The following is a 26,148-nucleotide window of genomic DNA, read 5'->3' on the forward strand; positions in this document are numbered from 1 at the left end:
CGCGATTTCTGACCTCACTTCGCTTCACTTCACTTCGCTTTGCTTCACGCCGCACGTTTCCCGAACGCATGTTTCTCGATCACGCGCGCGAGCGTGTCGAACGCTGGCTCGATGTGCTCGTGCGGCACGCATGCGTAACCGGTTAGCAATCCTTTGCGTTGCTGCTTGCCGAGATAATACGAAGCAAGCGGCCGCACGATCACGCCCGCGTCATAGGCCGCCGCCGTCACCACGCGGTCGTCGCAATGATCCGGCAGTCTGAGCACGAAATGCAGACCGGCTTCGTCGCCCATCACGGGCAGCGCGTCGCCGAAATGCCGCGTCACGGCATCGATCAACAATTGCCGACGCTCGCCGTAGAGCGTGCGCATGCGGCGTACGTGCGAAGTCAGATAGCCGTCCATGATGAATTCGGCCAGCACGGCCTGCTGCATCAATTGACCTTCGCGATACAGTTCCGCCACACCGGTGCGAAAGGTCGCCGCGAGTCGTTCCGGCACCACCATATAGCCCACGCGCAAACCCGGAAACAGCAGCTTGCCGAGACTGCCCACATAGATCACGCGATCCGATTCGTCGAGCCCCTGCAGCGACGCAAGTGGCCGGCTGCCGTAGCGAAACTCGCTGTCGTAATCGTCTTCGATGATCCAGACCTTGTGCTGGCGCGCGTATTCGAGCAGCGTACGGCGGCGCGCGAGGCTCATCACCATGCCGAGCGGATACTGATGCGACGGCGTGACGAGCGCCATGCGCGGCGGATGGCGCAGGTCCGATTCGCGCGGATTCAATCCTTCGGCATCCACAGGAATCGGCGCGAGTTTGATGCCCGAGGCCTGCAGCACGCTGCGCGCGCCCCAGTAGCACGGTTCCTCGACCCACGCGCGGTCGCCGTGGTCGGCGAGCAGCCGCACGGCGAGATCGATCGACTGATGAATGCCCGTGGTGATGATGATCTGGTCGGGCGTGCAGCGCACCGAGCGCGCGACGCGCAAATAGTCCGACAAGGCGCGCCGCAAAGGCCGATAGCCGCCGCCCGGCGCGTAGGTGAGCAGATCGTGGCTCGCCGACTTCCAGAGCCGCGATTGCAGGCGGCTCCAGGTGCGCGCGGGAAACTCGGCCACGTCCGGCACGCCGGGCATGAACGCGCCCCATTGCTTGGCGGAGACGCCCGCTTCGTCGATCAGGCGCTGCCCGCGCACCGACATGTCGCCGCGCGGGCACGCCGCCGGTTCGGCATTCGCGGCATTCGCGGCCGACGCGTCGGCGCCGTCCGGCGTGGCCGCGGTCGCGCGCGGGCCGACCGCGGCGGAATCCGGGCGCGTGTCGGCCACATAGGTGCCGCTGCCGGTGGTCGAGAGCACGTAGCCTTCGGCGCTCAACTGGTCGTAGACGTGCAGCACCGTATTGCGAGCGATGCCGAGATCGCCGGCCAGCGTGCGCGAGCTGGGCAGCTTGGTGCCGGGCGCGAGTTTTCCGGTCAGAATGGCCTGCTGCATCAGGCGCAGGAGCTGCCGGTAGACGGGTTCGACGTCGTTTTTGTCAAGCTGCGCGGCCAGCCAGTCGGACAAGATGACCATGACCAAGTGGTTCCATCAGGAATAATGAAATGGCTCCATTGGATAGAGCCGGGACAGACTATAGTAATCCGCACGTCAGATCTGGTTAATGCAAGCGACAGAATTTATTTAATCGCGCCGGATCGGCGGTTCGCGGCAATACGGGCTCGCGGCAATACGGGAATAGAGACAGGAGACTGGGCGATGAAGCACTCGGACGTGATCGTCAGCTTTCGCGGCGTGCGCAAGACCTACGACGGCGAAACGCTGGTCGTGAAGCAACTCGATCTGGACATCTATCAGGGCGAGTTCCTGACGCTGCTGGGGCCGTCCGGCTCGGGCAAGACCACGTGCCTGATGATGCTCGCCGGCTTCGAGTTTCCCACCGGCGGCGAGATCCGTCTCGAAGGCAAGCTGCTCAACAACGTGCCGCCGCACAAGCGCGACATCGGCATGGTGTTCCAGAACTACGCGCTGTTCCCGCACATGACGGTCGAGCAGAACGTGGCGTATCCGCTGGGCGTGCGCAAGGTGCCCGCCGGCGAGCGCGCCGCGCGCGTGAACGATGCGCTCAAGATGGTGCGCATGGAAAGCTTCGCGAAGCGTTACCCGGCGCAATTGTCGGGCGGTCAGCAGCAGCGTATCGCGTTGGCGCGCGCGCTGGTGTTCCAGCCCAAGCTCGTGCTGATGGACGAACCGCTCGGCGCGCTCGACAAGCAATTGCGAGAACATATGCAGTACGAACTGAAGTCGCTGCACGAGAAGCTTGGCGTCACTTTCGTCTACGTCACGCACGATCAGGGCGAGGCGCTCACGATGTCGGACCGCGTCGCGGTGTTCGACAAAGGCATCGTGCAGCAGCTCGACAGCGTCGACCGCCTGTACGAGTCGCCGTGCAACGAGTTCGTCGCGAACTTCATCGGCGACAGCAATCGCCTGCGCGGCAAGATCGCCTCCGTCGAAGGCGAGTTCTGCGAAATCCATCTGGCCGACGGCACGCGTCTCAAGGGCCGCAACGTTGCGGGCGCGCAGGCGGGCGCCGACGCCATCGCGTGCATCCGTCCCGAGCGCATGAAGCTCGCCGCGAACGGCTTGTCGAATGGCGCGCTGAACGGTGCGAACGCCATCGCGGGCGAGGCCCGCAGTCTGATCTATTACGGCGACCACGTGCGCATGCGCTGCGGTCTGCCCCAGCAGGACGAGTGCTTCGTGAAGGTGCCGCTCGGCACCGCGGCGCTCGCCGGTTTCGCGCCCGGTCAGCCGGTCGCGCTCGAGTTTGCGCCCGAACATCTGCGCGTGTTCGCGTGAAGACGACCGGGCCACGCCTTGCGTGCTGAAGGGCCCGGCAAGACAACCACCAAGGAGAAGGGACTCACCATGAAGAAGATCGGCAACATGCGCGTTGCGGCGGTCGCGGCCACGCTCGCACTCTCGTTCGGCGCGGCGCACGCGGCGGAACTCACGGTCGTGAACTTCGGCGGCGCGAATGGCAACGCGCAGAAGGCGGCCTTCAACGAGCCGTACCAGGCGCAATCGGGTACCAAGATCACCACCGTCGAGTACAACGGCGAGCAGGCCAAGGTCAAGGCGATGGTCGAGGCGAAGCACGTCAACTGGGACGTGGTGGAAGTCGAAACGGGCGACATCGCGCGCGGCTGCGACGAAGGCCTGTACGAAAAGCTCGACTGGTCCAAGCTCGGCAACAAGAGCGACTTCATCAAGGCCGCGCAGCAGCCGTGCGGCGCGGGCTTCTTCGTGTGGTCGACGGCGCTCGCCTATAACGCCGACAAGCTCAAGACCGCGCCCACGAGCTGGGCCGACTTCTGGGACACGAAGAAATTCCCGGGCAAGCGCGGCATGCGCAAGGGCGCGCAGTACAACCTCGAATTCGCGCTGATGGCCGACGGCGTCGCGCCGCAGGACGTCTACAAGGTGCTCTCGACGAAGGCGGGTCAGGACCGCGCGTTCAAGAAGCTCGACGAACTGAAGCCGAACATCCAGTGGTGGGAAGCGGGCGCACAGCCGCCGCAGTTCCTCGTGGCCGGCGACGTGGTGATGTCCACGGCCTTCAACGGCCGCATCGACGCCGCGCAGCGCGAAGGCAAGAACCTCAAGGTCGTCTGGAACGGCAGCATCTACGATCTGGACTACTGGGCGATTCCGAAGGGCTCGCCGAACAAGGACGCCGCGCTCAAGTACATCGCCTATACGCTCTCGCCGAAGCCGCAGCAGGAGTACGCGAAGCACATCGCCTACGGTCCGGTGAACCAGAACGCCATCAAGGCGCTCGATGAGAAGACGCTGGAAAACCTGCCGAACTCGCCGGCCAACGGCAAGAACGCGGTGCAGCAGAACCTCACGTTCTGGACCGACCACGGCGACGAACTGGAGCAGCGCTTCGCATCGTGGGCCGCGAAGTAAGCGCCTGAATCGACGCATGAACCGTTGAAGTATCCGTTGCGCGGCGCGCCTCGTTTTTCGCGGGGCGCGCCGCGCGGCAACGGAGGCAGTGCAGGAGACTTGATGTGACAACGATGACGACCGCGACCCAAGTCGCCGACAACGCAGGCGAATCGAGCGCGCGCCTCAAGCGCGAGCTGCGCCTCGCGCAGGCGAAGAAACGCACGATGGCGCTGCTGCTGATCGCGCCGCTGGCGATCTTTCTGGTGCTGATTTTCGTCGTGCCGATCGCGGCGCTGCTCACGCGCGCCGTGCAGAATCCCGAAGTGGCCACCGCGTTGCCGCACACGGTCGCGGCGCTGCACGGCTGGGACCGCAAGAGCGCGCCGCCCGACGCGGCGTATGCCGCGCTCGCGCAGGACCTCACCGCAGTGCAGGACGGCGACGCCATGGGCGCGCTCGCGCGCCGCCTGAACGTGGAAATCGCGGGCTACCGCTCGCTCGTCGCCAAGACCGCGCGCGCCATGCCGCTCGCCGACGACGACGGCAAGCCGCTCACACTCACGCCCGCACAGACGCGCGCCAAAATCGTCGAACTCGACGACCGCTGGAACGACGTCGCGTACTGGCAAGCCATCGCGAAGAACAGCGGCCGCTATTCGCCGTTCTATCTGCTCGCGTCGCTCGATCACAAGCAGGACGCATTCGGCAGCATCGTGGCCGCCGATCCCGAGCAGCAGATCTATCTCGCCGTCTTCGGCCGCACCTTCGTGATCAGCGTGTTCGTCACGTTGTTCGCGCTCGCGCTCGGCTATCCGCTCGCCTACTGGATCTCGACGCTCTCCGAGCGCCGCGCGAATCTCGTGATGATCCTCGTGCTGATTCCGTTCTGGACGTCGATTCTCGTGCGCGTGGCCGCGTGGATCGTGATCCTGCAAAGCGAAGGGCTCGTAAACAAGGCGCTGATCGGCACCGGCATCATTTCGTCGCCGCTCGCGCTGCTGTTCAACCGCGTGGGCGTCTATATCTCGATGACGCACATTCTGCTGCCCTTCATGGTGCTGCCGCTCTACAGCGTGATGAAATCGATTCCGCCGACGTTTCAGCGTGCGGCCGTCTCGCTCGGCAGCCATCCGTTCGCGGCCTTCTGGCGCGTGTACGTGCCGCAGACCTATCCGGGCATCGGCGCGGGTGTGCTGCTCGTCTTCATCCTCTCGATCGGCTACTACATCACGCCCGCGCTGCTCGGCGGTCCGGCCGACCAGATGGTGAGCTACTACGTGGCGTACTTCACGAACGTGTCGATCAACTGGGGCATGGCGTGCTCGCTCGGCGCGCTGCTGCTCGCCGCCACGACCGTGCTGTACTTCGTCTACGTGCGCTTCACGCGCACGAACCTGAGCCTCGGCTAACGGAGGCCACGTCATGAAATTCGCGAAACCGCTGTTTGCGCCGCATACCTCGGGCATCGAACGCATCTGGTACTTCACGTTGCGCGGCCTTGCCGTGCTCACGCTGCTGTATCTGATCCTGCCCGTGCTGGCGATCGTGCCGCTGTCGTTCTCGTCGAGCACGTTTCTCGTCTATCCGATTCCGGGCTGGTCGCTGCGCTGGTACGAAAACCTCGTGATGTCCGACGAGTGGCGCATGGCCGCGAAGAACAGCTTCATCGTCGGGCCGCTCGCGACGGTGGTGGCCACGGTGCTCGGCACGCTCGCGGCCATCGGTCTGAACAAGGCTGATTTCCGCGGCAAGTCGCTGCTGATGGCGATCCTCATTTCGCCGATGATCGTGCCCGTGGTGGTGGTGGGCGTGGGCATGTATCTGTTCTTCGCGCCGCTCGGCCTCGCCAACACGTATATCGGGCTGATTCTCGCGCACGCGTCGCTGGGCGTGCCCTTCGTGGTGACGACGGTGTCGGCCACGCTCGCGGGCTTCAATCACAATCTCGTGCGCGCGAGTCTCTCGCTGGGCGCGAATCCGGTCACGACCTTCTTCCGCATCACGCTGCCCGTGATCGCGCCGGGTGTGATTTCGGGTGCGCTGTTCGCGTTCGCGACGTCGTTCGACGAAGTGGTCGTCACGCTGTTCCTCGCGGGCGCCGATCAAACGACGCTGCCGCGCCAGATGTTCACCGGCATCCGCGAAAACATCAGTCCGACGATTGCCGCGCTCGCGACGATCCTGATCGTGTTTTCGACCTGTCTGCTGCTGGCGCTCGAATGGCTGCGCGGCAGGAATGCGGCGCGTGCGATCAAGGCCTGAAGTCCTTCGGCTCAAAAAAAGCGGCGCAGATGCGCCGCTTTTTTCTTGTCCACTCGTTGTGTTTAAACCGCGACGCTCGCGGGCACGCGCCGCTTCACCCAGCGCGTCGCTTCGTCATAGGCGTTCGCCAGTTGCAGCACGGAGAAGTCCGCGCGCGGCTTGCCGATCAGTTGCAGACCCATCGGCAGCCCTTGCGCGTTGAAGCCGGCCGGCACGCTCACCACGGGCAGCCCGGCGAGACTCGCGCCGATCACCACTTCCATCCAGCGGTGATAGGTGTCCATCGCGCGGCCCGCGATCGACTTCGGCCAATGCTCGTTCGCATCGAACGGGAAGATCTGCGCGCTCGGCAGCGCCAGGTAGTCGTACTGCTCGAACAGCGCGAGCAGCGCGTTGTACCACTGGCTGCGCGCGACCGAGGCTTGCCACACGTCCTCGCCCGAGAGCGCGAGGCCGCCTTCGACTTCCCATTGCGCTTCCGGCTTGAGCAGCGCGCGCTTCGCGGGATCGCGCCAGAGCGCGCCGAGCGTGCCCGCGACCGAGAAATGGCGCAGCGTGCGCCAGCATTCCCAGAGCTTCTCCATCGGATAGTCGGGGCGCGCGGCCTCGACCGAGCAGCCGATCGCGCCGAAGTCCCCGAGCGCCGTCTCGCAGAGCGCGAGCACGCCGTCTTCCATCGCCAGATAGCCGCCGTAGTCGCCGAGCCAGCCGATGCGCGTGCCGCCGAACTCGCGCGCGAGCGGCGCCGTGAACTGCGCGGGATCGTCGCCGAGCGAGAGCGGCGCGCGCGCGTCGTAGCCCGCCTGCGTCGCCAGCAGCATGGCGAGGTCGGGCACGCTGCGGCCCATCGGCCCCGCGCTGCCGAGCTGGTTGTAGAAGAGATCGACGGCGGGCGCGGCCGGCACGCGGCCCTGCGAAGGCCGGAAGCCGAACACGTTGTTCCAGCCCGCGGGATTGCGCAGCGAGCCCATCATGTCGCTGCCGTCGGCGACCGGCAGCATGCGCAGCGCGAGCGCCACGGCCGTGCCGCCGCTGCTGCCGCCCGCGCTGCGGCCAGGATCGTACGCGTTGAGCGTGGTGCCGAACACCGTGTTGTAGGTGTGCGAGCCCAGTCCGAACTCCGGCGAGTTGGTCTTGCCGATGAAGATCGCGCCTTGCGCACGCAGCCGCGCGACCATCAGCGCGTCGGTCTTCGGCACTTCGTTGCGGAAGATCGGCGAGCCTTGCGTCGAGGCGAGGCCGGCCGTCGCCGAAAGATCCTTGGGCGCCTGCGGGATGCCGTGCAGCCAGCCGAGATACTCGCCGCGCGCGAGTTGCGCGTCGCGTTCGTCGGCTTCGGCCAGCAGCGCGCCGCGTTCGCGCAGCGACACGATGGCGTTGGCCGGCGTGTTCACGCGCGCGATGTGGTCGAGGAAGGCGTGCATCACTTCGCGGCACGAGACCTTGCGCAGGCGGATCCACTGCGAGAGTTCGAGCGCGTCGGCGGCGACGATGTCGTGGGGCGCGAGCGGGGCGGACGGGGGCAATGCCTGATTCATGCGTGACTCTCGGTGAAGATGGTGACGGATGGGCGGCTGGAGCGGGCTCCGGTTTATTGTCGCCTGGCCTGCGCGCGCGCGAAAGCGAACGGCTGGTTGCCGCGTGAATCAGCGGTTGCCGCCTTGGGTGCGTTGCTTGTGCGTCGTCGATATGCGGCGTTTGCTTTTTGTAAGCGCGATGACGACAATAGCGCCTCTCGCGCGCCGGGGTGCATGTCGGCGGTATTCAGGGCGCATTCGTGCCGACCATGCGCCGGATATGCGCCGGATATGCGCCGGATATGCGCCGCCCCGAGCGCCGTACGGCCACACGCCGACCGCAGGAACGTTCAAGCCCGACGCCCGGTTGGCGCGGTAGGCTTCGTGCTCGTCGCTTGATTGAAGATCTGGTTGAAGGAAAGGTAATGAGCAGTTTGTATTCGCCCTCGATGGCGTCGCGCGGCTCGCAGGTCCGCGCCGAAATGGCCCGAGGGATGCGCGCCGCGCTGCCCGTCATGCTGGGTTTCGTGCCGTTCGCGCTGGTGCTGGGCGCGCAGGCCGCCCAGAAGGGCCTCAGCGTCCTCGAAGTGCCCATGATGACGGGGATGAACTTTGCGGGCGGCTCGGAGTTCACAGCCGTCCGTCTGTGGACCTCGCCGCCGCATATCGCGCTGATCGTCCTGATGTCGTTGCTCGTGAACGCGCGCCATATCCTGATGGGCGCCGCGCTCGCGCCTCGCCTGCGTCACGTGCCGCTGCCGCGCGCGCTGGCCGCGCTGTTCCTGATGTGCGACGAGAGCTGGGCGCTCGCGCTCGCCGACGCCAACGGCCGCAAGCAGGACTCGATCAGCCTCGCTTACTACCTCGGCGCGGCCGTCAACCTGTGGCTCACGTGGGTCGCGTTCACGGCACTTGGCGCCGTGCTCGGCCCGGTGCTCGGCGATGTCGAGCGCTACGGCTTCGACATGGCCTTCACGGCCGTTTTCCTCGTGCTGCTCAAGGGCATGTGGAAGGGCGCGCGGGCGTCGAGCCCGTGGTTCGTGAGCCTCGTGGTGGCGGGCGTCACGTACCGCCTCGTGCCGGGCGCGTGGTATGTTGCGGCGGGCGCGTGCGCCGGTCTGCTCGCGGCGGTTGCCATGGAGAAGCGCGATGCTTGACTGGACCACCGTACTTGTCATCGTGCTGATGGCGGCATCGACCTATGCCACGCGCGTGGTCGGCTTCGTGGTGCTGCGCGATCGCACGCTGAGCCCGCGCATGCAGGCGATCATGCAGAACGTGCCGGGCTGCGTGCTGATCTCGGTGATCGCGCCCGCGTTTGTTTCCAGCCGTCCCGCCGATCTGCTCGGCCTCGCGGTCACGCTCGCCGCCGCCATGCGGCTTTCGCTGCTGCCGACCGTGGTGATCGGCGTAGTGGCGACGGGGCTGTTGCGGCACTTCGTCGGCTGATCGTGAGGGGAGCGTCGTCGCGCTGAGCGCGCGCCGTCCTTGAATCACTCGCCGTTCGAGCAAGATAGTTCGGATGCCAAATGATTGCTGATGCGTCCGCATAGCAGCTTCGTTGCGCGCCGTGTTTGCGTTTTGCGGCGTCGCTATCGACAATAGCGTCTGTCGCCACCGGAGCCGCGAGCGGAGAGAACATGGAGCTACGCCAACTGCGCTATTTCGTCAGCGTGATCGAGCACGGCAGCATGGGCCGTGCGGCGCTCGAACTGGGGATGGTCACTTCGGCGCTGAGCCAGCAGATCAGCCGGCTCGAAAGCGAACTCTCGACGCGTCTCCTGCAGCGCACTTCGGGCGGCGTCGTGCCCACCGACGCGGGTCTCGCATTCTGGCGTCAGGCGCAGCTCGCGCTGCGTCACGTCGATGCCGCCGCGGCCGCCGCGCGCGAAAAGCGCCTCTCGGGGCAGGTGAGCGTGGGCCTCGCGCCCAGCACGAGCGGCGTGCTCGCGGTGCCGTTCATGCGCGCGATGCAGGAGCGCTATCCCGATGTGCGTCTGCGTATCGTCGAAAGTCTCTCGGGTTATCTTGGGTCGATGCTCGGCGCGCGGCAGATCGATCTCGCGGTGATTTTCCGCGAGGAGCCCGCGCAGCGCTGGAGCGTGATGCCGCTGCTCGACGAGCGTCTGTTCGTGATCGGCGCGAAGGATCTCGCGGGCATGCCGACGGGTTCGCGCGTCGCGCTCGCGAAGCTCGGCGATCTGCGGCTGATCTTGCCGAGCGGGTCGCATGGTTTGCGCAGCCTGCTCTCGAAGGCGTTCGAGCGCGCGCGCAGCGCACCGAACGTGGTCGCAGAAGTCGACGGTCTCGCCGTGCTGATGGACGCCGTCTGCCACGGCCTCGCCGCGACGATCCAGCCTGGCGCGGCCCTCGCGCGCGTCGCGCCAGTCGCGCTCGCGAGCGTGCGCGTTGCGGACCGCGACGCATTGCGCCCCAATCTGCTCGCCAGTGTTTCCGACGACGAACTCTCGCCCGCCGCGCTTGCGGCCCGCGTCGTGCTCGCCGACGTTGCGCGCGAACTCGTGCAGGCCGGGCGCTGGCCCGGCGCTGCGTTGCGCGCATAACGTCGCGGTCGGGGTTGCCGCAGCGGTTCGTCACAGCGCTTCGCCGCGACCCTTCACGAATCGTGAAGCCCTGTTGCCGTGGGCCTGCTGGCGCGCGCGGCGCGTGCCCTCTAGAGTGCGTCTCGAAGGAGACATACGAAGATGGCCGAAGTATCCAACGCGATCCAAAGCGCGACCCACCGCGCGATCCCCACCGCGACCCCCGCAGATAGCGTCGCCGATGTCCTCGTGATCGGCGGCGGCAATGCCGCGCTATGCGCCGCGTTGATGGCGCGCGAAGCCGGCGCCTCGGTGCTGCTGCTCGAAAGCGCGCCGCGTGAATGGCGCGGTGGCAATTCGCAGCACACGCGCAATCTGCGCTGCATGCACGACGCGCCGCAAGACGTGCTCGTCGACGCCTATCCCGAGGAAGAATACTGGCAGGACCTGCTCAAGGTCACGGGCGGCATCACGAACGAGCCGCTCGCGCGCCTCGTGATCCGCGCGTCGTCGACGTGTCGTCCGTGGATGCGCAAGCATGGCGTGCATTTCCAGCCGCCGCTTTCCGGCGCGCTGCATGTGGCGCGCACCAACGCGTTCTTCATGGGCGGCGGCAAGGCGCTCGTCAACGCGTATTACCGCAGCGCCGAAGCGCTCGGCGTGCAGATCCGCTATGAAACGCCCGTCGATCGCATCGAGATGGATGGCACGCGTTTCGTCGCGGCGTACAGCGGCGCGCAGCGTTTCGCGGCGCGCGCCTGCGTGCTCGCGGCGGGCGGCTTCGAGTCGAACCGCGCGTGGCTGCGCGAAGCGTGGGGGCAAAACGAACGCGGCGAATGGCCCGCCGACAACTTCCTGATTCGCGGCACGCGCTTCAACGAAGGCGTGCTGCTCAAGCACATGATCGAGGCGGGCGCGGACGCGATCGGCGACCCGTCGCAATCGCATTGCGTGGCCATCGACGCACGCGCGCCGCTCTACGATGGCGGCATCTGCACGCGGATCGACTGCGTGTCGCTGGGCGTGGTCGTGAATCGCGACGCCGAACGCTTCTACGACGAAGGCGAGGACTTCTGGCCCAAGCGTTACGCGATCTGGGGACGTCTCGTCGCGCAGCAGCCGGACCAGATCGGCTATTCGATTATCGACTCGAAGGCCGTGGGCCGCTTCATGCCGCCGGTGTTTCCGGGCGTGCAGGCGAACACGCTGCCCGAACTCGCGCGCCAGCTCGGCTTGCCCGAGGCGCGCTTCGTCGAGACCGTGCAGCGCTATAACGCGGCGTGTCGCGTAGGCACGTTCGATCACACGACACTCGACGACTGTCACACCGAGCACTTGCAGCCGCCCAAGACGCACTGGGCGCTGCCGCTCGACGCGCCGCCGTTCTTTGGTTATGCGCTGCGGCCCGGCATCACGTTCACGTATCTCGGGCTCAAGGTGAACGCGCACGCGCAGGTGCACTTCGGCGGCGAGCCGAGCGCGAACCTCTATGTGGCGGGCGAAATGATGGCGGGCAACGTGCTCGGCAAGGGCTATACGGCGGGCGTGGGGATGTCGATCGGCACCGCGTTCGGGCGCATCGCGGGCACGCAGGCGGCGCGGGCCGCATTCGAATCGAAGGGAGCAGCACGTGCAGCAGCTTGAAGCATTGACGCGCGAGGCGCGCGAACTGGCCGCGTCCGGCGCGCGCGCCGACACGGCAACGAACGCAGGCGCGCCGCAACCGGCGCTGCGCGAACAGGCGATCCGCTTCGCGCCGCAAGCCATGACCGCGCACGAAAGCGAAGTCGCGCGGCAGATGCAGATCTGCAACGCGTGCCGCTATTGCGAGGGATTTTGCGCGGTCTTTCCGGCGATGACGAAGCGCCTCTCGTTCGCGAAAGCCGACGTCAATTATCTCGCCAATCTCTGCCACAACTGCGGTGCGTGTTATCACGCGTGCCAGTACGCGCCGCCGCACGAATTCGCCGTGAACGTGCCGAAGGCGATGGCGCAGGTGCGCATGGACACTTACACGGAATATGCGTGGCCGCGCGCGTTCGGCGCGCTCTACAAGCGCAACGGTTTAACGGTCGCGTTCGCGCTGGCGCTCGGCCTTGCGCTGTTCATCGCGCTGGGCGCGGTGCTCGGCGGTCCCGCAGTCGGACGCACACTCGGACGCGCATTCGGCAGCGCGACTCCTGGCGCCAACTTCTACGCGATCTTTCCGCACAACGTGCTCGCGACGCTGTTCGGCGCGGTGTTTCTGTTCGCGATGCTCGCGCTGGGCGTCGGCGTCACGCGTTTTCTGCGCGACGTCTCGACCGGCGACGCCACGCCGGGCGCACTCGTCGAAGCGGCGCACGATGCGCTCACGCTCAAGTATCTCGACGGCGGCCACGGCGAAGGCTGCAACGAGGCCGACGACCGCTTCACGCTCGCGCGCCGCCGCTTCCATCATCTGACGTTCTACGGCTTCATGCTGTGCTTCGCGGCCACGGCGGTCGCCACGCTCTATCACTACGCGTTCGGGCTGGAAGCGCCGTATCCGTTGCTGAGCGCGCCGGTGCTGCTCGGCACGGTGGGCGGCGTGAGTCTGCTGGCGGGCGCATCGGGATTGCTGTGGCTGAATCTGCATCGCGATCCGGCGCGCACGGACTTGCGTCAGCGTCCGATGGACCGCGCGTTCATCGCCCTGCTGATCATGACGAGCGCAAGCGGACTCGCGCTGCTTGCCTGGCGCGACACCGCCGCGATGGCCGGGCTGCTGGTCGTGCATCTGGGCGCGGTGATGGCGCTGTTCGCGACCATGCCCTACGGCAAGTTCGCGCACGGCATTTTTCGCAGCGCGGCGCTCGTGAAAGCGGCCATCGAAAGGCGTACGGCGAAGGCGCCCGCCACGGCATCGGACTGACGCGAGCCCCCGAAAAACAAGCAGCACAAGCAAAACCCGCAGCACCCGCAGCACCCCACAAAACCACAAGGAGACACGCATCGTGACCCCGTCCACCGTCGCCGGGACGCGCCCGGCCCGCACGCGCGCATCGACGGCTGCCGCCGTGCTGCGCGTGACGAGCGGCAACTTCCTCGAGCAATTCGACTTCTTTCTGTTCGGCTTTTACGCGACCTCGATCTCACGCGTGTTCTTTCCCGCCGACAGCGAGTTCGCCTCGCTGATGCTCACGTTCGCGGTATTCGGCGCGGGCTTTCTGATGCGGCCGCTCGGGGCGATTTTTCTTGGCGCGTATATCGACAAAGTGGGCCGCCGACGCGGCCTGATCGTCACGCTCGCGATCATGGCGAGCGGCACGATTCTGATCGCGGCGGTGCCGGGCTACGCGGCCATCGGCGTGGCCGCGCCGTTGCTCGTGTTGCTTGGGCGCTTGCTGCAGGGCTTTTCCGCGGGCGCGGAACTGGGCGGCGTCTCGGTCTATCTCGCCGAACTCGCGACGCCGGGCACCAAAGGCTTCTACACCAGCTGGCAGTCGGCGAGTCAGCAGGTGGCGATCGTCGTGGCGGCAGCGCTCGGTTATGCGCTCAACTCGTGGCTCAGCGCGAGCGCGATTGCCGCGTGGGGCTGGCGCATTCCGTTCCTGATCGGCTGCGCGATCGTGCCGTTCCTGTTTCTGCTGCGCCGCACGCTCGCGGAAACCGAGGCGTTCGCGGCGCGCACGCATCATCCGCGCGCGCGTGAAGTGTTCGCGCTGCTGCTCGCCAACTGGCGCATCGTGATCGCGGGCATGCTGCTCGTCGCGATGACGACCACGACGTTCTATCTGATCACCGTCTATACGCCGACGTTCGGCAAGACCGTGCTCAAGCTCACGACCGCCGAGAGCCTGATCGTGACGCTGTGCGTGGGCGTCTCGAACTTCTTCTGGCTGCCGGTGGGCGGCGCGATTTCCGATCGTATCGGCCGCAAGCCGATTCTCATCGGCATCACCGTGCTCGCGTTGCTCACGGCGTATCCCGCGCTGTCCTGGCTGGTGGCGAGCGCGAGCTTCGCGCGCATGCTCGCGGTGCTGCTATGGTTCTCGTTTTTCTTCGGCATGTACAACGGCGCGATGGTCGCCGCGCTCACGGAAGTGATGCCTGCGCAGGTGCGGGTCGCGGGTTTCTCGCTGGCGTTCAGCCTCGCGACGGCGCTGTTCGGCGGCTTCACGCCGGCGGTCTCGACGTGGCTGATTCAGGTCACGCACGACAAGGCCGCGCCCGGTTACTGGCTGTGTTTCGCGGCGGCGTGCGGGCTGGGCGCGACGCTGGCGCTGTACCGGCGCGGCGCGCCGCTCGCGGTCGCACAATCGTAGATATTGATCGCGACGACGGGCGTTATGGCGCGGCGTCGCCAGGCAGCGCCGCGCCGCCGAGCGATTGATAGAGCGCGGCGGTATCCGCGAGACGCGTGGCCTGCGCGCGCGTGCGGTCGAGCGCGGTTTGCAGCGCCTGGCGCTGCGCATCGACGAGATCGAACTCGCTCACACCGCCCGCCGCATATCTGGCGCGCGCGATATCGGCGCTCGCCTGCGCCTCGCGCGCGGCCGTGTCGCGCGCCTGCAGTTCGAGCGCGTCGTCCTGCAGCGCGTGCAGCGTATCGGCGACCTGTTGCAGTGCGAGCAGCACGGTTTGCCGATAATCGGCGAAAGCCGCGTCGTAAGCCGCTTGCGACGCGCGCCGCTTCGCGCGCAACTCGCCGCCGTGAAAAATCGGCTGCGTGAGACCGAGCCCGACGTTCCAGATATTCAGCCCGCCGATCACATCGGCGACGCGCGTGCGCTCCGAACCCACGCTCGCCGAGAGCGAAATCTGCGGAAAGAGATTCGCCGTCGCCACGCCGATATTCGCGCTCGCCTGATGCAGCAGCGCCTCCGACGCGCGGATGTCGGGCCGCTCGCGCGCGAGCGTGGCGGGCAGCGTGAGCGCGACGGTGTCGGGCAGATGCAGCGCGTCGAGCGTGAGCGCATCGCGTGCTTGCGCGTAGGCATCGCTCGACGGCGGCGCGCCCAGCAGGATCGCCAGTTGATGATCGGTCTGCGCGAGTTGCGTCGTGAGCGGCGGCAGCGTGGCGCGCGTTTGCGCGAGCAGCGTGCGCTGACTGTGCACGTCGAGGCGCGCGACGCCGCCCGCCGCGAGCCGCGCTTCCATGATCGCGAGCTGACGCGTTTGCGCGTCGATCAGTTGCTGCGTCGTGTCGATCTGACTGCGCAGCGACGCGCGCCGCAGCGCGGCAGCGACGACGTTGCCCGCCACGCTCAGTTGTGCCGCTTGCAGTTCGTATTCCTGATAATTCACTTGCGCGAGCGTGGCTTCGAGCGCGCGCCGGTTCGCGCCGAAAATATCGAACACATAGGAGATGCTGACCGACGCATCGTAGAGCGTGAACGGGCCCGGATTCGGCACCTGCGTGATGCCGAACGCGGCCAGGTCGATTTTCTGACGCGTGCCGCTCAGCTTGGCGTCGATGGAAGGAAACAGCGTCGCGCCCGCTTGCGCGTTGTAGTTCTCGCGCGCTTCGACGAGCTTCGCGCGCGCCGATTCGAGCGTGGGACTCGCGCGCAGCGCTTCGTCGACGAGCGCGTCGAGCGCGGGACTGCCGAACTGCGTCCACCAGGCGCGCGGCGCGTGATCGGCGCTCGCGAAGGTTTGCGGCGCGCCGCCCGTGCCCGGCGCGGAGGCGGTGGCGGAGGGCAACGCCTCGCGCGTGTAGGTCGGTGTATCGGGCGCGGCGGGCGCGTGAAAATCGGGACCGACGGCGCACGCCGCGAGCACGAAACTCGACGCGAGGACAAGAGAGCGGGCGGGCGTCGTCATCGTCGTCTCAGTCGAGCGTGCGCCGGTAGAAGCGCACGGCGATCGCCATCACGATCGCCGTGAAGACCGCGAGCGGCCACACCGACGGCCACAGATCGGCCCAGCCGTTGCCCTTGAGCAGAATGCCGCGCACGAGGCGGTTGAAGTAGGTGAGCGGCAGCACGCCGCCGATCCACTGCGCCCAGCGCGGCATGCCCGCGAACGGGAACATGAAGCCGGACAGCAGCAGGCTCGGCAGAAAATAGAACACCGTGAGCTGCATGGCCTGCAACTGGTTCTGCGCGAGCGAGGAGAGCGTGATGCCCACCGTGAGATTGGCGGCGATGAACAGCAGCGCCGAAAGATACAGCGCGACGAGACTGCCCGCGAACGGCACATGAAACACGTAGCGCGCGGCCAGCACGATGATGCTCGCCTGCACCAGCCCGATCGCCACGTAAGGCACGATCTTGCCCGTCATCACTTCGATGGGCAGCACGGGCGTCGCGAGCAGATTCTCCATGGTGCCGCGCTCGCGCTCGCGCGTGATGGCGAGGCCGGTCATCATCACCATCGTCATCGTGAGGATCACGCCCATCAGGCCGGGCACGACGTTGTACTGCGTGATGCCCTCGGGGTTGTAGAGGCGGTGGATCCGCACGTCGAAGGCGGCGGGCGTGCCGTTCAGGCGCGCGAGCGGTCCCGTGAGATCCTTCGCGGCGGCGGGCGCGACGAGGCCCGGCAGCGCCGCGAGCGCGGTGGTGATGGCGGTGGGGTCGGCGGCGTCGGCTTCGACGAGCAGCGCAGGGCGCTCGCCGCGCAGCAGACGCCGCGAGAAGTCGACGGGAACGCTCAGCACGAACTGCACGCTGCCGCGCGCGAGCGCGTGTTGCGCGGCGGCTTCGTCGGGCAGCGTTTCGATCACGTCGAAATAGGCCGAGTTCTTCATGCCCGCGACGAAGCTGCGCGCGAACGGACTGTCGTCGTGGATCACGATGGCCGTGGGCAGATGCTTGGGGTCGGTGTTGATCGCATAGCCGAACAGCGTCAACTGGATGATCGGCAGGCCGACGATCATCGCGAAAGTCACGCGGTCGCGCTTGAGTTGCAGAAACTCCTTGAGCACGATGCTCCACCAGCGCGAGACGGAGAACACGGGCGCGAACTTCATGTCGCGCCTCCATAGTTATCCTGAGCGTGGCTCATCATGTAGATGAAGACGTCTTCGAGTCCCGTGTCGATGCGCTCCGCGCGCAGCGGCTTGCCCGCGGCGGCGTGCTTGACGGCGTGTTCGATGGCGGCGGCGAGCGCGGCGTGATCGCGCCCGCTCGCATGCAGCGACGAGCCGAACACCACCGTCTGATCGACGCCGGGTTGCGCGCGCAATTGCGTGGAGAGTTCGCTGAGCTTGTCGCCGTGAATCGCCCAGGTTTCGAGGTTCTGCGAAGCGATTACCTCGGCGGCCGTGCCTTGCGCGAGCAGCTTGCCGTAGGCGATATAGGCGAGCTTGTGGCAGCGCTCGGCCTCGTCCATGTAGTGCGTGCTCACGAGCACGGAGATGCCGCGCGCGGCGAGTCGATGCAATTCTTCCCAGAAGTCGCGGCGCGCGGTGGGATCGACGCCTGCCGTGGGTTCGTCGAGCAGCAGCAGTTGCGGTTCGTGCAGCATGCACGCCGCGAGCGCGAGACGCTGTTTCCATCCGCCCGAGAGCGCGCCGGTGAGCTGGCTCGCGCGGCTGGCGAGGCCGAGTGATTCGAGCGCGCGGTCGACGGTTTCGCGCCGGTTCGGCATCTGATAGATGCGCGCGACGAAGTCGAGATTTTCGCGGATCGTGAGATCGTCCCAGTACGAAAAGCGCTGCGTCATATAGCCGACGCGCCGCTTGATCTGCGCGCTCTCGCGCACGATGTCGTAGCCGAGGCAGGTGCCTTCGCCCGAGTCGGGCGTGAGCAGACCGCACATGAGGCGGATCGAGGTGGTTTTGCCGCTGCCGTTCGGCCCCAGAAAGCCGAAGATCTCGCCGGGCGCGACGCGCAGCGAGACGTCGTTGACCACGTGCTTGTCGCCGAAACGCTTGTTCAGATGGCGCACGTCGATCGCGTAGCGGGCCGGGTCGCTCATCGCCGCCTCATTGCTGCTCATTCTGCTCATTGCAGCCGCACTTCCACCGGCTGGCCCGGATGGAGCTTCGGCGCGTCGGCGGCGCTCGGGCGCGCCTCGATCATGTACACGAGCTTGCTGCGGCTCTCGTTGCTGTAGATGACGGGCGGCGTGTACTCGGCGGCGTTCGAGACATAGCTGAGCGTGGCGGGCACGTCGGCCGCGCAGCCGTCGCAATGCACGAGTATCTTGCGGCCCGGCGCGAGCGCGCCGACCGCGCTTTCCGGCACGAAAAAGCGCAGCTTCACGTTTTGCGGCGGCAGCATCTGCACGACCGGACTGCCCGCCTGCACCCATTCGCCGACACGATAGAGCGTGTCGTAGACGAGCCCGTCGCGCGGCGCGGCCACGCGCTTCTGGTCGAGCTTCCACTGCGCCTGCGCGAGCGTGGCTTGCGCGGCCTTGACGTCGGCGGCCTGTGCGGCGATCTGCGCCGTGCGGCCGGGCAGGTTGGCGACGCGCACCTGATTGCGCAGCTCGCTCACCTGCGCGGCGGTGCTGGCGGCCTGCGCGCGCGAGTCGTCGAGCTGCGCCTGGGCGATGCCGCCCGCGCGCCACTGCGCCTCGTCGCGCGTGAGCTGGAGCGCGGCTTTGTGCGCGTTGGCTTCGGCCTGCGCGAGCTGCGCTTCGGTCACGCGCACTTCGGGCGGGCGCTTGCCCGTTTGCAGATCGGCGAACTGCGCCTGCGCCGCTACGAGCCGGTGACGCGCCTCGTCGAGCGCGGCGGTTTCGCTGACGGATTCGAGCGCGAATACCGGCGCGGCGGCGGCGACCTGCTGGCCGCGCCGGACGTCGAGTTCCGTGAGCGTGCCGGCTTGCGACGAGGCGAGATAGACGTACTCGCCTTCGACATAACCCTGATAGACCGGCGCTTCGTGGCGCGAGCAGGCGGGCAGCGCAGCGACCGCAACGAGAGTGAGGGCGACGGCCGCGGCGCGGGCTGCCCGGCGATGGGCTGCCAGGCGATGGGCGATGGCGATGCGCGGGCTCATGAGCGTGCTCCCGGCGCGCGGCGTGAGCGCGCGCGCGTGCTCGTGCGGGTGGCGGCTTCGGGGCCGCCGTGTTCGAGGTTCGCGCGGTCGGCCGCCGGCGCGCCTGCGCCTTCCGGCATGCGCATCGCGCCCGCGAGCAGCGCGGTGACGTGACGGCGCAGCGCCTCGCGCTCGACTTTCGGCAGGCCGCGCGTGCTTTGCCAGAGCTTCGAAGTCGCGAGCGGAAGCATGACGAGCGCGAGGATCGACATGAACAGCAGTGGCGCTTCGAGGCCAGGATTCACGGCGCCCGCCTGCTGCGCCGCGCCGATCTGCGCGGTGAAGCGCTGCAACTGCTCGATGGGCAGGCGTTTGAGCATGCGCTCGCGCAGCAGGCCGCCTTCGTTGACGATCTCGCGCAGCCAGAGCGGCGGCAGCCACGGCAGTTGCGCGGTGACGTCGAATAGCCGTTCGACGAGCGCCTGCACGAGCGCCTGTGGATGGGCGGGGCGTTCTCCGCCTCCGCTGATTCCGCTGATCTCGCCGACCTCGCTGGCTTCGCCGCCCCACACGTAAGCGATGGCGGGCGCGATGCGCTCGTTGACCACGGCGTCGAGCAGCTTTTCGCGATTGGTGAAGTAGTAATGCACCATGGCCGACGTGACGCCGGCGGCTGCGGCGATCTGCGTCATGGTGGTGGTGGCGATGCCCTGGTCGGCGAACAGTTGCGTGGCGCCGGCCAGCAGGCGCTCGCGCATATGCAGGTCGGGATCATGGCGACGCCGGCCGCGTGGTTTCACGGCGGCCCGGCTGGGCGATGCGGCGGTGACGGCACGCGTCTTCATCGTTTCAGTCTAATTCACGCATTAGTTAAATCCAATGCGTTAGCGCAAGGGGTTAACCCGTTTATCGAATTGGGCCCCCTTTCGGAACTTTCCTATACAAAAAGAAGAGGGTGTCGTTCAGTCTGTGGGTTTGTGCCGCAAGGTACGCCCGGTTCACGCCCCAAAAAGAAAATGGAACAACAAATGAAGCGCATCGTGGTCATCGACGATCATCCAATCGTCCTCAAGATGCTCGCCAACGTGCTGAACACCGAATACGCGCTCGTGGGCGAATGCGGTGACGGCGAAGAGGGCCTCCATCTCGTCCAGACGCTGCAACCCGACCTGGTTATCCTCGACCTCGAATTGCCGAAGCTCGACGGGCTGTCGGTCATTCGCGGCATCCGCGCGAAGCAGGCCGCCACGCGCATCATCGTGCTGTCGGCCAAGCCGGAGCAGGTCATGGCGAACCACACGCGCATCGCGGGCGCGAACGGCTATGTGAGCAAGAGCCGGGGCGTGGAGGAGTTGTGCGGCGTGGTCAAGGCGGTGCTGCTCGGTTACGACTGCTTCCCGGCGGGCAGTTGCGGCGGCGGCCGCGACGTCGCGCTCAACGGGCTGTCGCCGCGCGAGGTCGAGGTGCTGCAATATCTCGCGCGCGGCATGAGCAACAAGGGCGTCGCGGCGCGGCTCGGTCTGTCGGATAAAACCGTGAGCACCTACAAGACGCGCGTGCTCGACAAGCTGGGCGTGTCGTCGCTGGCGGCGCTGATCGAGTTTGCTACGTTGAACAAACTGATCGATTGAGTCGCTGTGCGCGTTCAGGCGCATGGCGGGCAAAGCGCGTCGCGTGTGGCGCGCTTTTTTATTGGCCGCGCGAAGCCGGTCCGGAACCCGGTCCGGAACACCACGCAGCGCAAATACAGCCGAAAAAAAAGCCCGACTCGCGTCGGGCTCCAAGTGTAACCGCACCCGTTGCCGGGCGCGGTACCTGCAAAAACTACGATGCGTCGCGGCCTGCTTACGCGGCCAGCAGCGAGCGCAGCACGAACGGCAGGATGCCGCCGTGCTTGTAGTAGTCGACTTCGATCGGCGTGTCGATACGCAGCAGCACTTGTACGCGTTCGTCCTTGCCGTCCTTGCGATGGATCACGAGCGTCAGGTCTTGCTGCGGCTTGAAGTCGTCGGTGAGACCTTCGATGTCGAACGTTTCCTCGCCGGTCAGGCCGAGCGTTTGCACGCTGTCCGTGCCCTTGAACTGCAGCGGCAGCACGCCCATGCCCACGAGGTTCGAGCGGTGGATACGCTCGAAGCTGCGTGCGACCACGGCCTTCACGCCCAGCAACTGCGTGCCCTTGGCCGCCCAGTCGCGCGACGAGCCCGTGCCGTACTCTTCGCCCGCGAACACCATCGTGGGCGTGCCGGCGTCGATGTACTTCATGGCGGCGTCGTAGATCGACAGCTGTTCGCCGCTCGGCTGATGAATGGTCAGACCGCCTTCCACGCGCGTGCCGTCGGCCTTCGCCGGGATCATCAGGTTCTTGATCCGCACGTTCGCGAAGGTGCCGCGCATCATCACGTCGTGGTTGCCGCGGCGCGAGCCGTAGCTGTTGAAATCGGCCTTCTGCACGCCGTTTTCCTTGAGCCACTTGCCGGCGGGCGAGTCTTCCTTGATCGAACCGGCCGGGCTGATGTGGTCGGTCGTGACCGAGTCACCGAAAATGCCCAGCGCGCGCGCGCCTTTGACTTCGGCCACCGTCGACGACGGTGTCATCGAGAAGTCCGAACCGAAGAACGGCGGCTCGGCGATGTAGGTCGACTTCGGCCAGTCGTAGACCTGACCTTCCTCGCCCTCGATCTTGCTCCACAGGTCGCCCTTCTTCGTGAGCTGCGCGTAGTTCTTCTGATAGACGTCGGCGTCCATCGCGAACTTGAGCAGCGCGTTGACTTCCTCGCTCGTCGGCCAGATGTCGCCGAGATAGATGTCGCGGCCGCCCTTGCCCTTGCCGACCGGTTCCGTCATCAGGTCGCGCGTGATCGTGCCCGCGATCGCGTACGCAACCACCAGCGGCGGCGAGGCCAGGAAGTTCGCGCGGATGTTCGGGTGAATCCGCGCTTCGAAGTTGCGGTTGCCCGAGAGCACCGCCGCCGCGACCACGTCGTTCTTGACGATCGACTCGTTCAGCTCCGGCGTGAGGTCGCCCGCGTTGCCGATACAGGTCGTACAGCCGTAAGCCGCGAGTTCGAAGCCGAGCTTCGAGAGGAACGGCAGCAGGCCCGTCTTCGTCAGGTATTCGGTGACGATGCGCGATCCCGGCGCGAGCGAGGTCTTGATGTGCGGCGCGACCGTCAGGCCCGCTTCCACGGCCTTCTTCGCGAGCAGGCCGGCCGCGAGCAGCACGCTCGGGTTCGACGTGTTCGTGCACGACGTGATCGCGGCGATCAGCACGTCGCCGTTATGCAGCTTGACCTTCTCGCCCGCCGAGTATTCGGCGGCGAGGTCGGCGGACTTCTTGTTGAAGCCGTTTTCGGCGACCGGCTTCGAGAACAGGTCGCTGAAGGTCGACTTCACGTTGCCGATTTCGATGCGGTCCTGCGGGCGCTTCGGACCGGCCAGCGACGGCGCCACCGTGCCGAGGTCGAGCGTGAGCGTCTTGGTGTAGTCGATGTCGCCGGCCTTCGGGACACCGTACAGTTCCTGCGCCTTGAAGTAGTTCTCGAACGCCGAGATTTCGGCTTCGGTGCGGCCCGTGCCCTTGAAGTAGTCGATGGTCTTGTCGTCGACGGGGAAGAAGCCCATGGTCGCGCCGTATTCCGGCGCCATGTTGCCGATGGTCGCGCGGTCCGGCAGCGAGAGCGACGCCGTGCCTTCGCCGAAGAACTCGACGAACTTGCCGACGACCTTCTCCTTGCGCAGCATTTCGGTGATCGTCAGCACGAGGTCGGTGGCCGTGCAGCCTTCGCGCAGCTTGCCCTTCAGTTCCACGCCCACCACGTCGGGCGTGAGGAAGTAGACCGGCTGGCCGAGCATGCCGGCTTCCGCTTCGATGCCGCCCACGCCCCAGCCCACCACGCCGATGCCGTTGATCATCGTGGTGTGCGAGTCGGTGCCCACGAGCGTGTCCGGGTAGTAGACCGTGTCGCCGCCGTCGGCCTTCTTGTGCACGCCGCGCGCGAGGTATTCGAGGTTCACCTGGTGAACGATGCCGATGCCCGGCGGCACGACCTTGAACGTGTCGAACGCCTGCATGCCCCACTTCATGAACTGGTAGCGCTCGTTATTGCGCTGGAATTCCAGCTTCATGTTCAGGTCGAGCGCGTCTTTCTGGCGGAAGTAGTCGATCTGCACCGAGTGGTCGACGACGAGGTCGACCGGCACCAGCGGCTCGATGACCTTCGGGTCCTTGCCGACCTGTTTGGCGACGCCGCGCATGGCCGCGATGTCGGCGAGCAGCGGCACGCCGGTAAAGTCCTGCAGCACGACGCGGGCGACGACGAACGGGATTTCATCGACGCGCGCAGCCGTGGGCTTCCAGTTCGCGAGCTGCTCGATGTGCTCTTCCGCGATCTTCTTGCCGTCGTAGTTGCGCAGCACGGACTCAAGCACGAGACGGATCGACACCGGCAGGCGGTCGATCTTCACGCCGAGCTGCTTGCCGAGTTGCGGCAGCGAGTAGAACTTGCCTTTACCGGAACCGCTGTCGAATTCCTTTAGCGTTTTGTGGAGGTTGTGGGCCATGGTATTTTCCTTCGTTTAATCGCGGAAATAACGCTTACTGCACGTTTGCTGCGGGTACTTACAGGTACAAGACTGATCGGATCACGCTCATGTCACATACAAGTCGACGTACTCGTGCACGGGCATGGCTTCGAGCCGTGCCGCATCCAGCGAGACATCGAGAATCGCCTGCTGCTGCTTCGCGGCGAAGCGCCGCGCGAGGTTGGTCCTGAACTTTTCGATCAGCAGCGGGATGCCGGCTTCGCGGCGTCGCTTGTGGCCGATCGGATACTCCACCACGATTTCGTCGAGCGTCGTGCCGTCGTTCAGCTCGACGGTCAGCGCATTCGCGATCGAACGCTTGTCGGGATCGTGATAATCGCGCGTGAACTGCGGATCTTCCACGCAGACGATCTTCGTGCGCAGGGCGTCGATGCGCGGGTCGCGCGCGACATCGTCTTCGTAATCGGCGGCCGTCAGTCGTCCGAAAAGGATCGGCACGGCCACCATGTACTGGATGCAATGATCGCGGTCCGCCGGATTCGCCAGCGGGCCGGTTTTGTCGATGATGCGGATCGCCGCTTGGTGCGTGCGGATCGTGATGCGCGCGATGTCTTCGGCGCTCTTGCCGCGCTGAACGAGCAGGGCGTGCAGCGTCATGGCCGCTTCGGCGGCGGTCTGTGCGTGGAATTCGGCGGGAAACGCGATCTTGAACAGCACGTTCTCCATCACGTACGTGCCGTAGGGGCGCTGGAACGTGAAGGGGCGGCCCTTGAATGAGACGTCGTAGAAGCCCCACGTTTTCGCCGTGAGCGCCGAGGGATAGCCCATTTCGCCGGTCTTCGCGATCAGCGCGAGGTGCACGCCGCGCGCGGTGGCGTCGCCGGCGGCCCACGACTTGCGCGAGCCGGTGTTGGGCGCGTGGCGATAGGTGCGCAGCGCCTGGCCGTCGACCATCGCCAGCGACACGGCGTTGATGAGTTCGTCGCGCGTGAGCCCGAGCAACTGGCCGACCACGGCGGTCGAGGCGAGCTTGACGAGCAGCACATGGTCGAGACCGACCTGGTTGAACGCGTTTTCCAGCGCGATGCAGCCCTGGATTTCGTGCGCCTTCACCATGCCTTCAAGCACGTGCTGCATGGTGAGCGGCGGTTTGCCCGCGGCGACAGCCGTGCGCGAGAGCCAGTCGGCGGTCGCGAGTATGCCGCCCAGGTTGTCCGACGGATGGCCCCATTCGGCGGCGAGCCAGGTGTCGTTGAAGTCGAGCCAGCGGATCATGGCGCCGATGTTGAAGGCGGCCTGAACCGGGTCGAGCTGGAATGCGGTGCCCGGCACCTTCGCGCCGTGCGGGACGATCGTGCCCGGCACGATGGGCCCGAGCAGCTTGGTGCAGGCGGGATAGGAGAGCGCCTCGAGTCCACAGCCGAGGGTGTCCAGCAGGCAGTAGCGCGCCGTCGTCAGCGCGGTGGCGCTGTCGCCGGGCAGACCGTTCAGGACGTAGTCGACGATATCGACGAGGACCTGATCCGGCTGTGGCCTGACATGGGGATTCGGCGCGGACATCGAGGCGTCCCGGCCGTTCTTACTGGCCCGAAGCGGCGCTCGCGCCCGCAGCCGGAGCGGCGTTGCGGTTCAGCGCGTTAGCCTGGGTCGGCGCCGGTGCGCCTTGCTGCATGGCCGTCGTCTTGCACTCGTCGGCCAGACGCGAGCTGTCCTTGTCCGAGAACAGCATGGCCTTCGTCGGGATCACGACCAGGTCGAGGCCGGTGGCGGCATCGTGGAAGCGGTCGGCGCCCGTCGTCGTCGTTTGACGCGGCAGGTTGTAGTTCTTGTTCGCCCAGTGAACCGTGACGATCTGGTCACGCGCCATGTCGCCCTTCAGGTCGAACTGCATGCCTTCCGCGCAGTTCCAGTGTTCCGAGCCTTCCGGGATCGGGTCGACCTTCGCTTCCTTGGCCGGATTGGCCTTGCGCTTGATGATGCGATGCTTCGGAGCCGGCTTCTTCGGCGTAGCCTTCTTGGCCGTGGTCGACGAGGTTTGTGCGGCGGCGTCGGTCGCAGCCAGCATCATCGTCGAGGACAGCGCGCCGATAACGGCAGCGATCAGCAATTTCTTCATGGAGTCAGACCTTTATCTCTCAAATCGGTTGAACAGTGCGCGGCTGCGCCTTGCAGCCGCCGGATGCACTGCGCGCGCCCCGAAAGCACGCAGCGAACGCTATTTTCACCTATTTATCGGTATGAACTGCAGATTTTGCGGTCTGTTGCAAATTGCCTTGCCGTGGCTCTTGTCAGGCTTCCGTCGACTGTGTTGCTCATCGCAAAGCATCTCCTCGATGACTCACTGGGCGGCACGGCGCGCAAGAGGCGTGCGCGGCCGCCGAAAACGTTTTCAGGCCCCAAGCCTGACCTTAACCCGAGCCCGGGC

The 26,148-nt window shown here is 66.4% G+C and carries 21 protein-coding genes; 11 read left to right on the forward strand and 10 right to left on the reverse strand.

The window, feature by feature from the left end:
- Positions 1-44: 44 nt before the first annotated feature.
- Positions 45-1,583 (reverse strand): MocR-like pyridoxine biosynthesis transcription factor PdxR, encoded by a 1,539-nt coding sequence (gene pdxR, locus G5S35_RS21895; RefSeq protein WP_110325665.1) that lies wholly within the window; start codon positions 1,581-1,583, stop codon positions 45-47.
- Between the two features lie 177 nt (positions 1,584-1,760).
- Between pdxR and G5S35_RS21900 the strand changes: the two genes are divergently transcribed.
- The 4 genes from G5S35_RS21900 (at position 1,761) to G5S35_RS21915 (ending at position 6,221) form a co-directional block, all read left to right on the forward strand.
- Positions 1,761-2,864, forward strand: a complete 1,104-nt coding sequence (locus G5S35_RS21900) for an ABC transporter ATP-binding protein (protein WP_065065334.1) — start codon at positions 1,761-1,763, stop codon at positions 2,862-2,864.
- A gap of 87 nt (positions 2,865-2,951) precedes the next feature.
- Positions 2,952-3,977 (forward strand): ABC transporter substrate-binding protein, encoded by a 1,026-nt coding sequence (locus G5S35_RS21905; protein ID WP_231957773.1) that lies wholly within the window; start codon positions 2,952-2,954, stop codon positions 3,975-3,977.
- A gap of 113 nt (positions 3,978-4,090) precedes the next feature.
- Positions 4,091-5,368, forward strand: coding sequence for an ABC transporter permease (locus tag G5S35_RS21910; RefSeq protein ID WP_065065336.1), 1,278 nt, complete (start codon positions 4,091-4,093; stop codon positions 5,366-5,368).
- Positions 5,369-5,381: 13 nt separating this feature from the next.
- Positions 5,382-6,221: an ABC transporter permease gene (locus G5S35_RS21915; protein ID WP_065065337.1), complete on the forward strand. Its 840-nt coding sequence runs from the start codon at positions 5,382-5,384 to the stop codon at positions 6,219-6,221.
- A 62-nt stretch (positions 6,222-6,283) separates the two neighbouring features.
- Here G5S35_RS21915 and G5S35_RS21920 read toward each other — a convergent pair whose 3' ends face one another.
- Positions 6,284-7,759: an amidase gene (locus G5S35_RS21920; protein WP_074980965.1), complete on the reverse strand. Its 1,476-nt coding sequence runs from the start codon at positions 7,757-7,759 to the stop codon at positions 6,284-6,286.
- A 404-nt stretch (positions 7,760-8,163) separates the two neighbouring features.
- On the opposite strand from G5S35_RS21920, the gene G5S35_RS21925 reads away from it, so the two are divergent.
- The 6 genes from G5S35_RS21925 to tcuC all read left to right on the forward strand — a co-directional run bounded on the left by G5S35_RS21925 (position 8,164) and on the right by tcuC (position 14,567).
- The gene (locus G5S35_RS21925) at positions 8,164-8,895 is read left to right on the forward strand and encodes an AzlC family ABC transporter permease (protein ID WP_065065339.1); all 732 of its coding nucleotides are present in this window, start codon (positions 8,164-8,166) and stop codon (positions 8,893-8,895) included.
- Positions 8,888-9,187, forward strand: coding sequence for an AzlD family protein (locus G5S35_RS21930; RefSeq protein WP_065065340.1), 300 nt, complete (start codon positions 8,888-8,890; stop codon positions 9,185-9,187). The genes G5S35_RS21925 and G5S35_RS21930 overlap by 8 nt, the downstream gene beginning before the upstream one ends.
- Positions 9,188-9,378: 191 nt before the next feature.
- Entirely contained in the window at positions 9,379-10,302 is a 924-nt protein-coding gene (locus tag G5S35_RS21935; RefSeq protein WP_183039003.1) for a LysR family transcriptional regulator, read from the forward strand.
- Positions 10,303-10,443: 141 nt separating this feature from the next.
- Positions 10,444-11,925, forward strand: a complete 1,482-nt coding sequence (gene tcuA / locus G5S35_RS21940) for an FAD-dependent tricarballylate dehydrogenase TcuA (RefSeq protein ID WP_183039004.1) — start codon at positions 10,444-10,446, stop codon at positions 11,923-11,925.
- Positions 11,912-13,174: a tricarballylate utilization 4Fe-4S protein TcuB gene (tcuB, locus tag G5S35_RS21945; RefSeq protein WP_183039005.1), complete on the forward strand. Its 1,263-nt coding sequence runs from the start codon at positions 11,912-11,914 to the stop codon at positions 13,172-13,174. The genes tcuA and tcuB overlap by 14 nt, the downstream gene beginning before the upstream one ends.
- Before the next feature lie 82 nt (positions 13,175-13,256).
- Positions 13,257-14,567, forward strand: coding sequence for an MFS transporter (gene tcuC / locus G5S35_RS21950; RefSeq protein ID WP_074980961.1), 1,311 nt, complete (start codon positions 13,257-13,259; stop codon positions 14,565-14,567).
- Positions 14,568-14,589: 22 nt separating this feature from the next.
- Here tcuC and G5S35_RS21955 read toward each other — a convergent pair whose 3' ends face one another.
- The 5 genes from G5S35_RS21955 to G5S35_RS21975 are packed head-to-tail and all read right to left on the reverse strand — an operon-like array spanning position 14,590 to position 19,936.
- On the reverse strand, positions 14,590-16,068 hold the full coding sequence (locus tag G5S35_RS21955; protein WP_183039006.1) for an efflux transporter outer membrane subunit: 1,479 nt from the start codon (positions 16,066-16,068) through the stop codon (positions 14,590-14,592).
- Positions 16,069-16,075: 7 nt separating this feature from the next.
- The gene (locus G5S35_RS21960) at positions 16,076-17,218 is read right to left on the reverse strand and encodes an ABC transporter permease (RefSeq protein ID WP_074980957.1); all 1,143 of its coding nucleotides are present in this window, start codon (positions 17,216-17,218) and stop codon (positions 16,076-16,078) included.
- Positions 17,215-18,168, reverse strand: a complete 954-nt coding sequence (locus tag G5S35_RS21965) for an ABC transporter ATP-binding protein (protein WP_065065357.1) — start codon at positions 18,166-18,168, stop codon at positions 17,215-17,217. The genes G5S35_RS21960 and G5S35_RS21965 overlap by 4 nt, the downstream gene beginning before the upstream one ends.
- Before the next feature lie 26 nt (positions 18,169-18,194).
- Complete coding sequence (locus tag G5S35_RS21970) at positions 18,195-19,199, reverse strand: HlyD family secretion protein (RefSeq protein ID WP_183039007.1); 1,005 nt, start codon at positions 19,197-19,199, stop codon at positions 18,195-18,197.
- Entirely contained in the window at positions 19,196-19,936 is a 741-nt protein-coding gene (locus G5S35_RS21975; protein WP_183039476.1) for a TetR/AcrR family transcriptional regulator, read from the reverse strand. Before G5S35_RS21975 ends, G5S35_RS21970 begins: the two co-directional genes overlap by 4 nt.
- A gap of 270 nt (positions 19,937-20,206) precedes the next feature.
- Between G5S35_RS21975 and G5S35_RS21980 the strand changes: the two genes are divergently transcribed.
- Entirely contained in the window at positions 20,207-20,809 is a 603-nt protein-coding gene (locus G5S35_RS21980; RefSeq protein ID WP_065065349.1) for a response regulator transcription factor, read from the forward strand.
- Between the two features lie 214 nt (positions 20,810-21,023).
- Here the strand turns inward: G5S35_RS21980 and acnA are convergent, their stop codons facing one another.
- From acnA to G5S35_RS21995, 3 genes are all read right to left on the reverse strand, one after another.
- On the reverse strand, positions 21,024-23,741 hold the full coding sequence (acnA, locus tag G5S35_RS21985; protein WP_124260441.1) for an aconitate hydratase AcnA: 2,718 nt from the start codon (positions 23,739-23,741) through the stop codon (positions 21,024-21,026).
- Positions 23,742-23,828: 87 nt separating this feature from the next.
- Positions 23,829-25,283 (reverse strand): bifunctional 2-methylcitrate dehydratase/aconitate hydratase, encoded by a 1,455-nt coding sequence (locus tag G5S35_RS21990; RefSeq protein WP_183039008.1) that lies wholly within the window; start codon positions 25,281-25,283, stop codon positions 23,829-23,831.
- Positions 25,284-25,302: 19 nt separating this feature from the next.
- A complete protein-coding gene (locus G5S35_RS21995) occupies positions 25,303-25,839 on the reverse strand; it encodes a hypothetical protein (RefSeq protein WP_065065352.1) in 537 nt (178 codons plus the stop codon).
- Positions 25,840-26,148: the final 309 nt, after the last annotated feature.

Origin of the sequence: Paraburkholderia tropica, assembly GCF_014171495.1 — a bacterium.
Taxonomy (GTDB): domain Bacteria; phylum Pseudomonadota; class Gammaproteobacteria; order Burkholderiales; family Burkholderiaceae; genus Paraburkholderia; species Paraburkholderia tropica.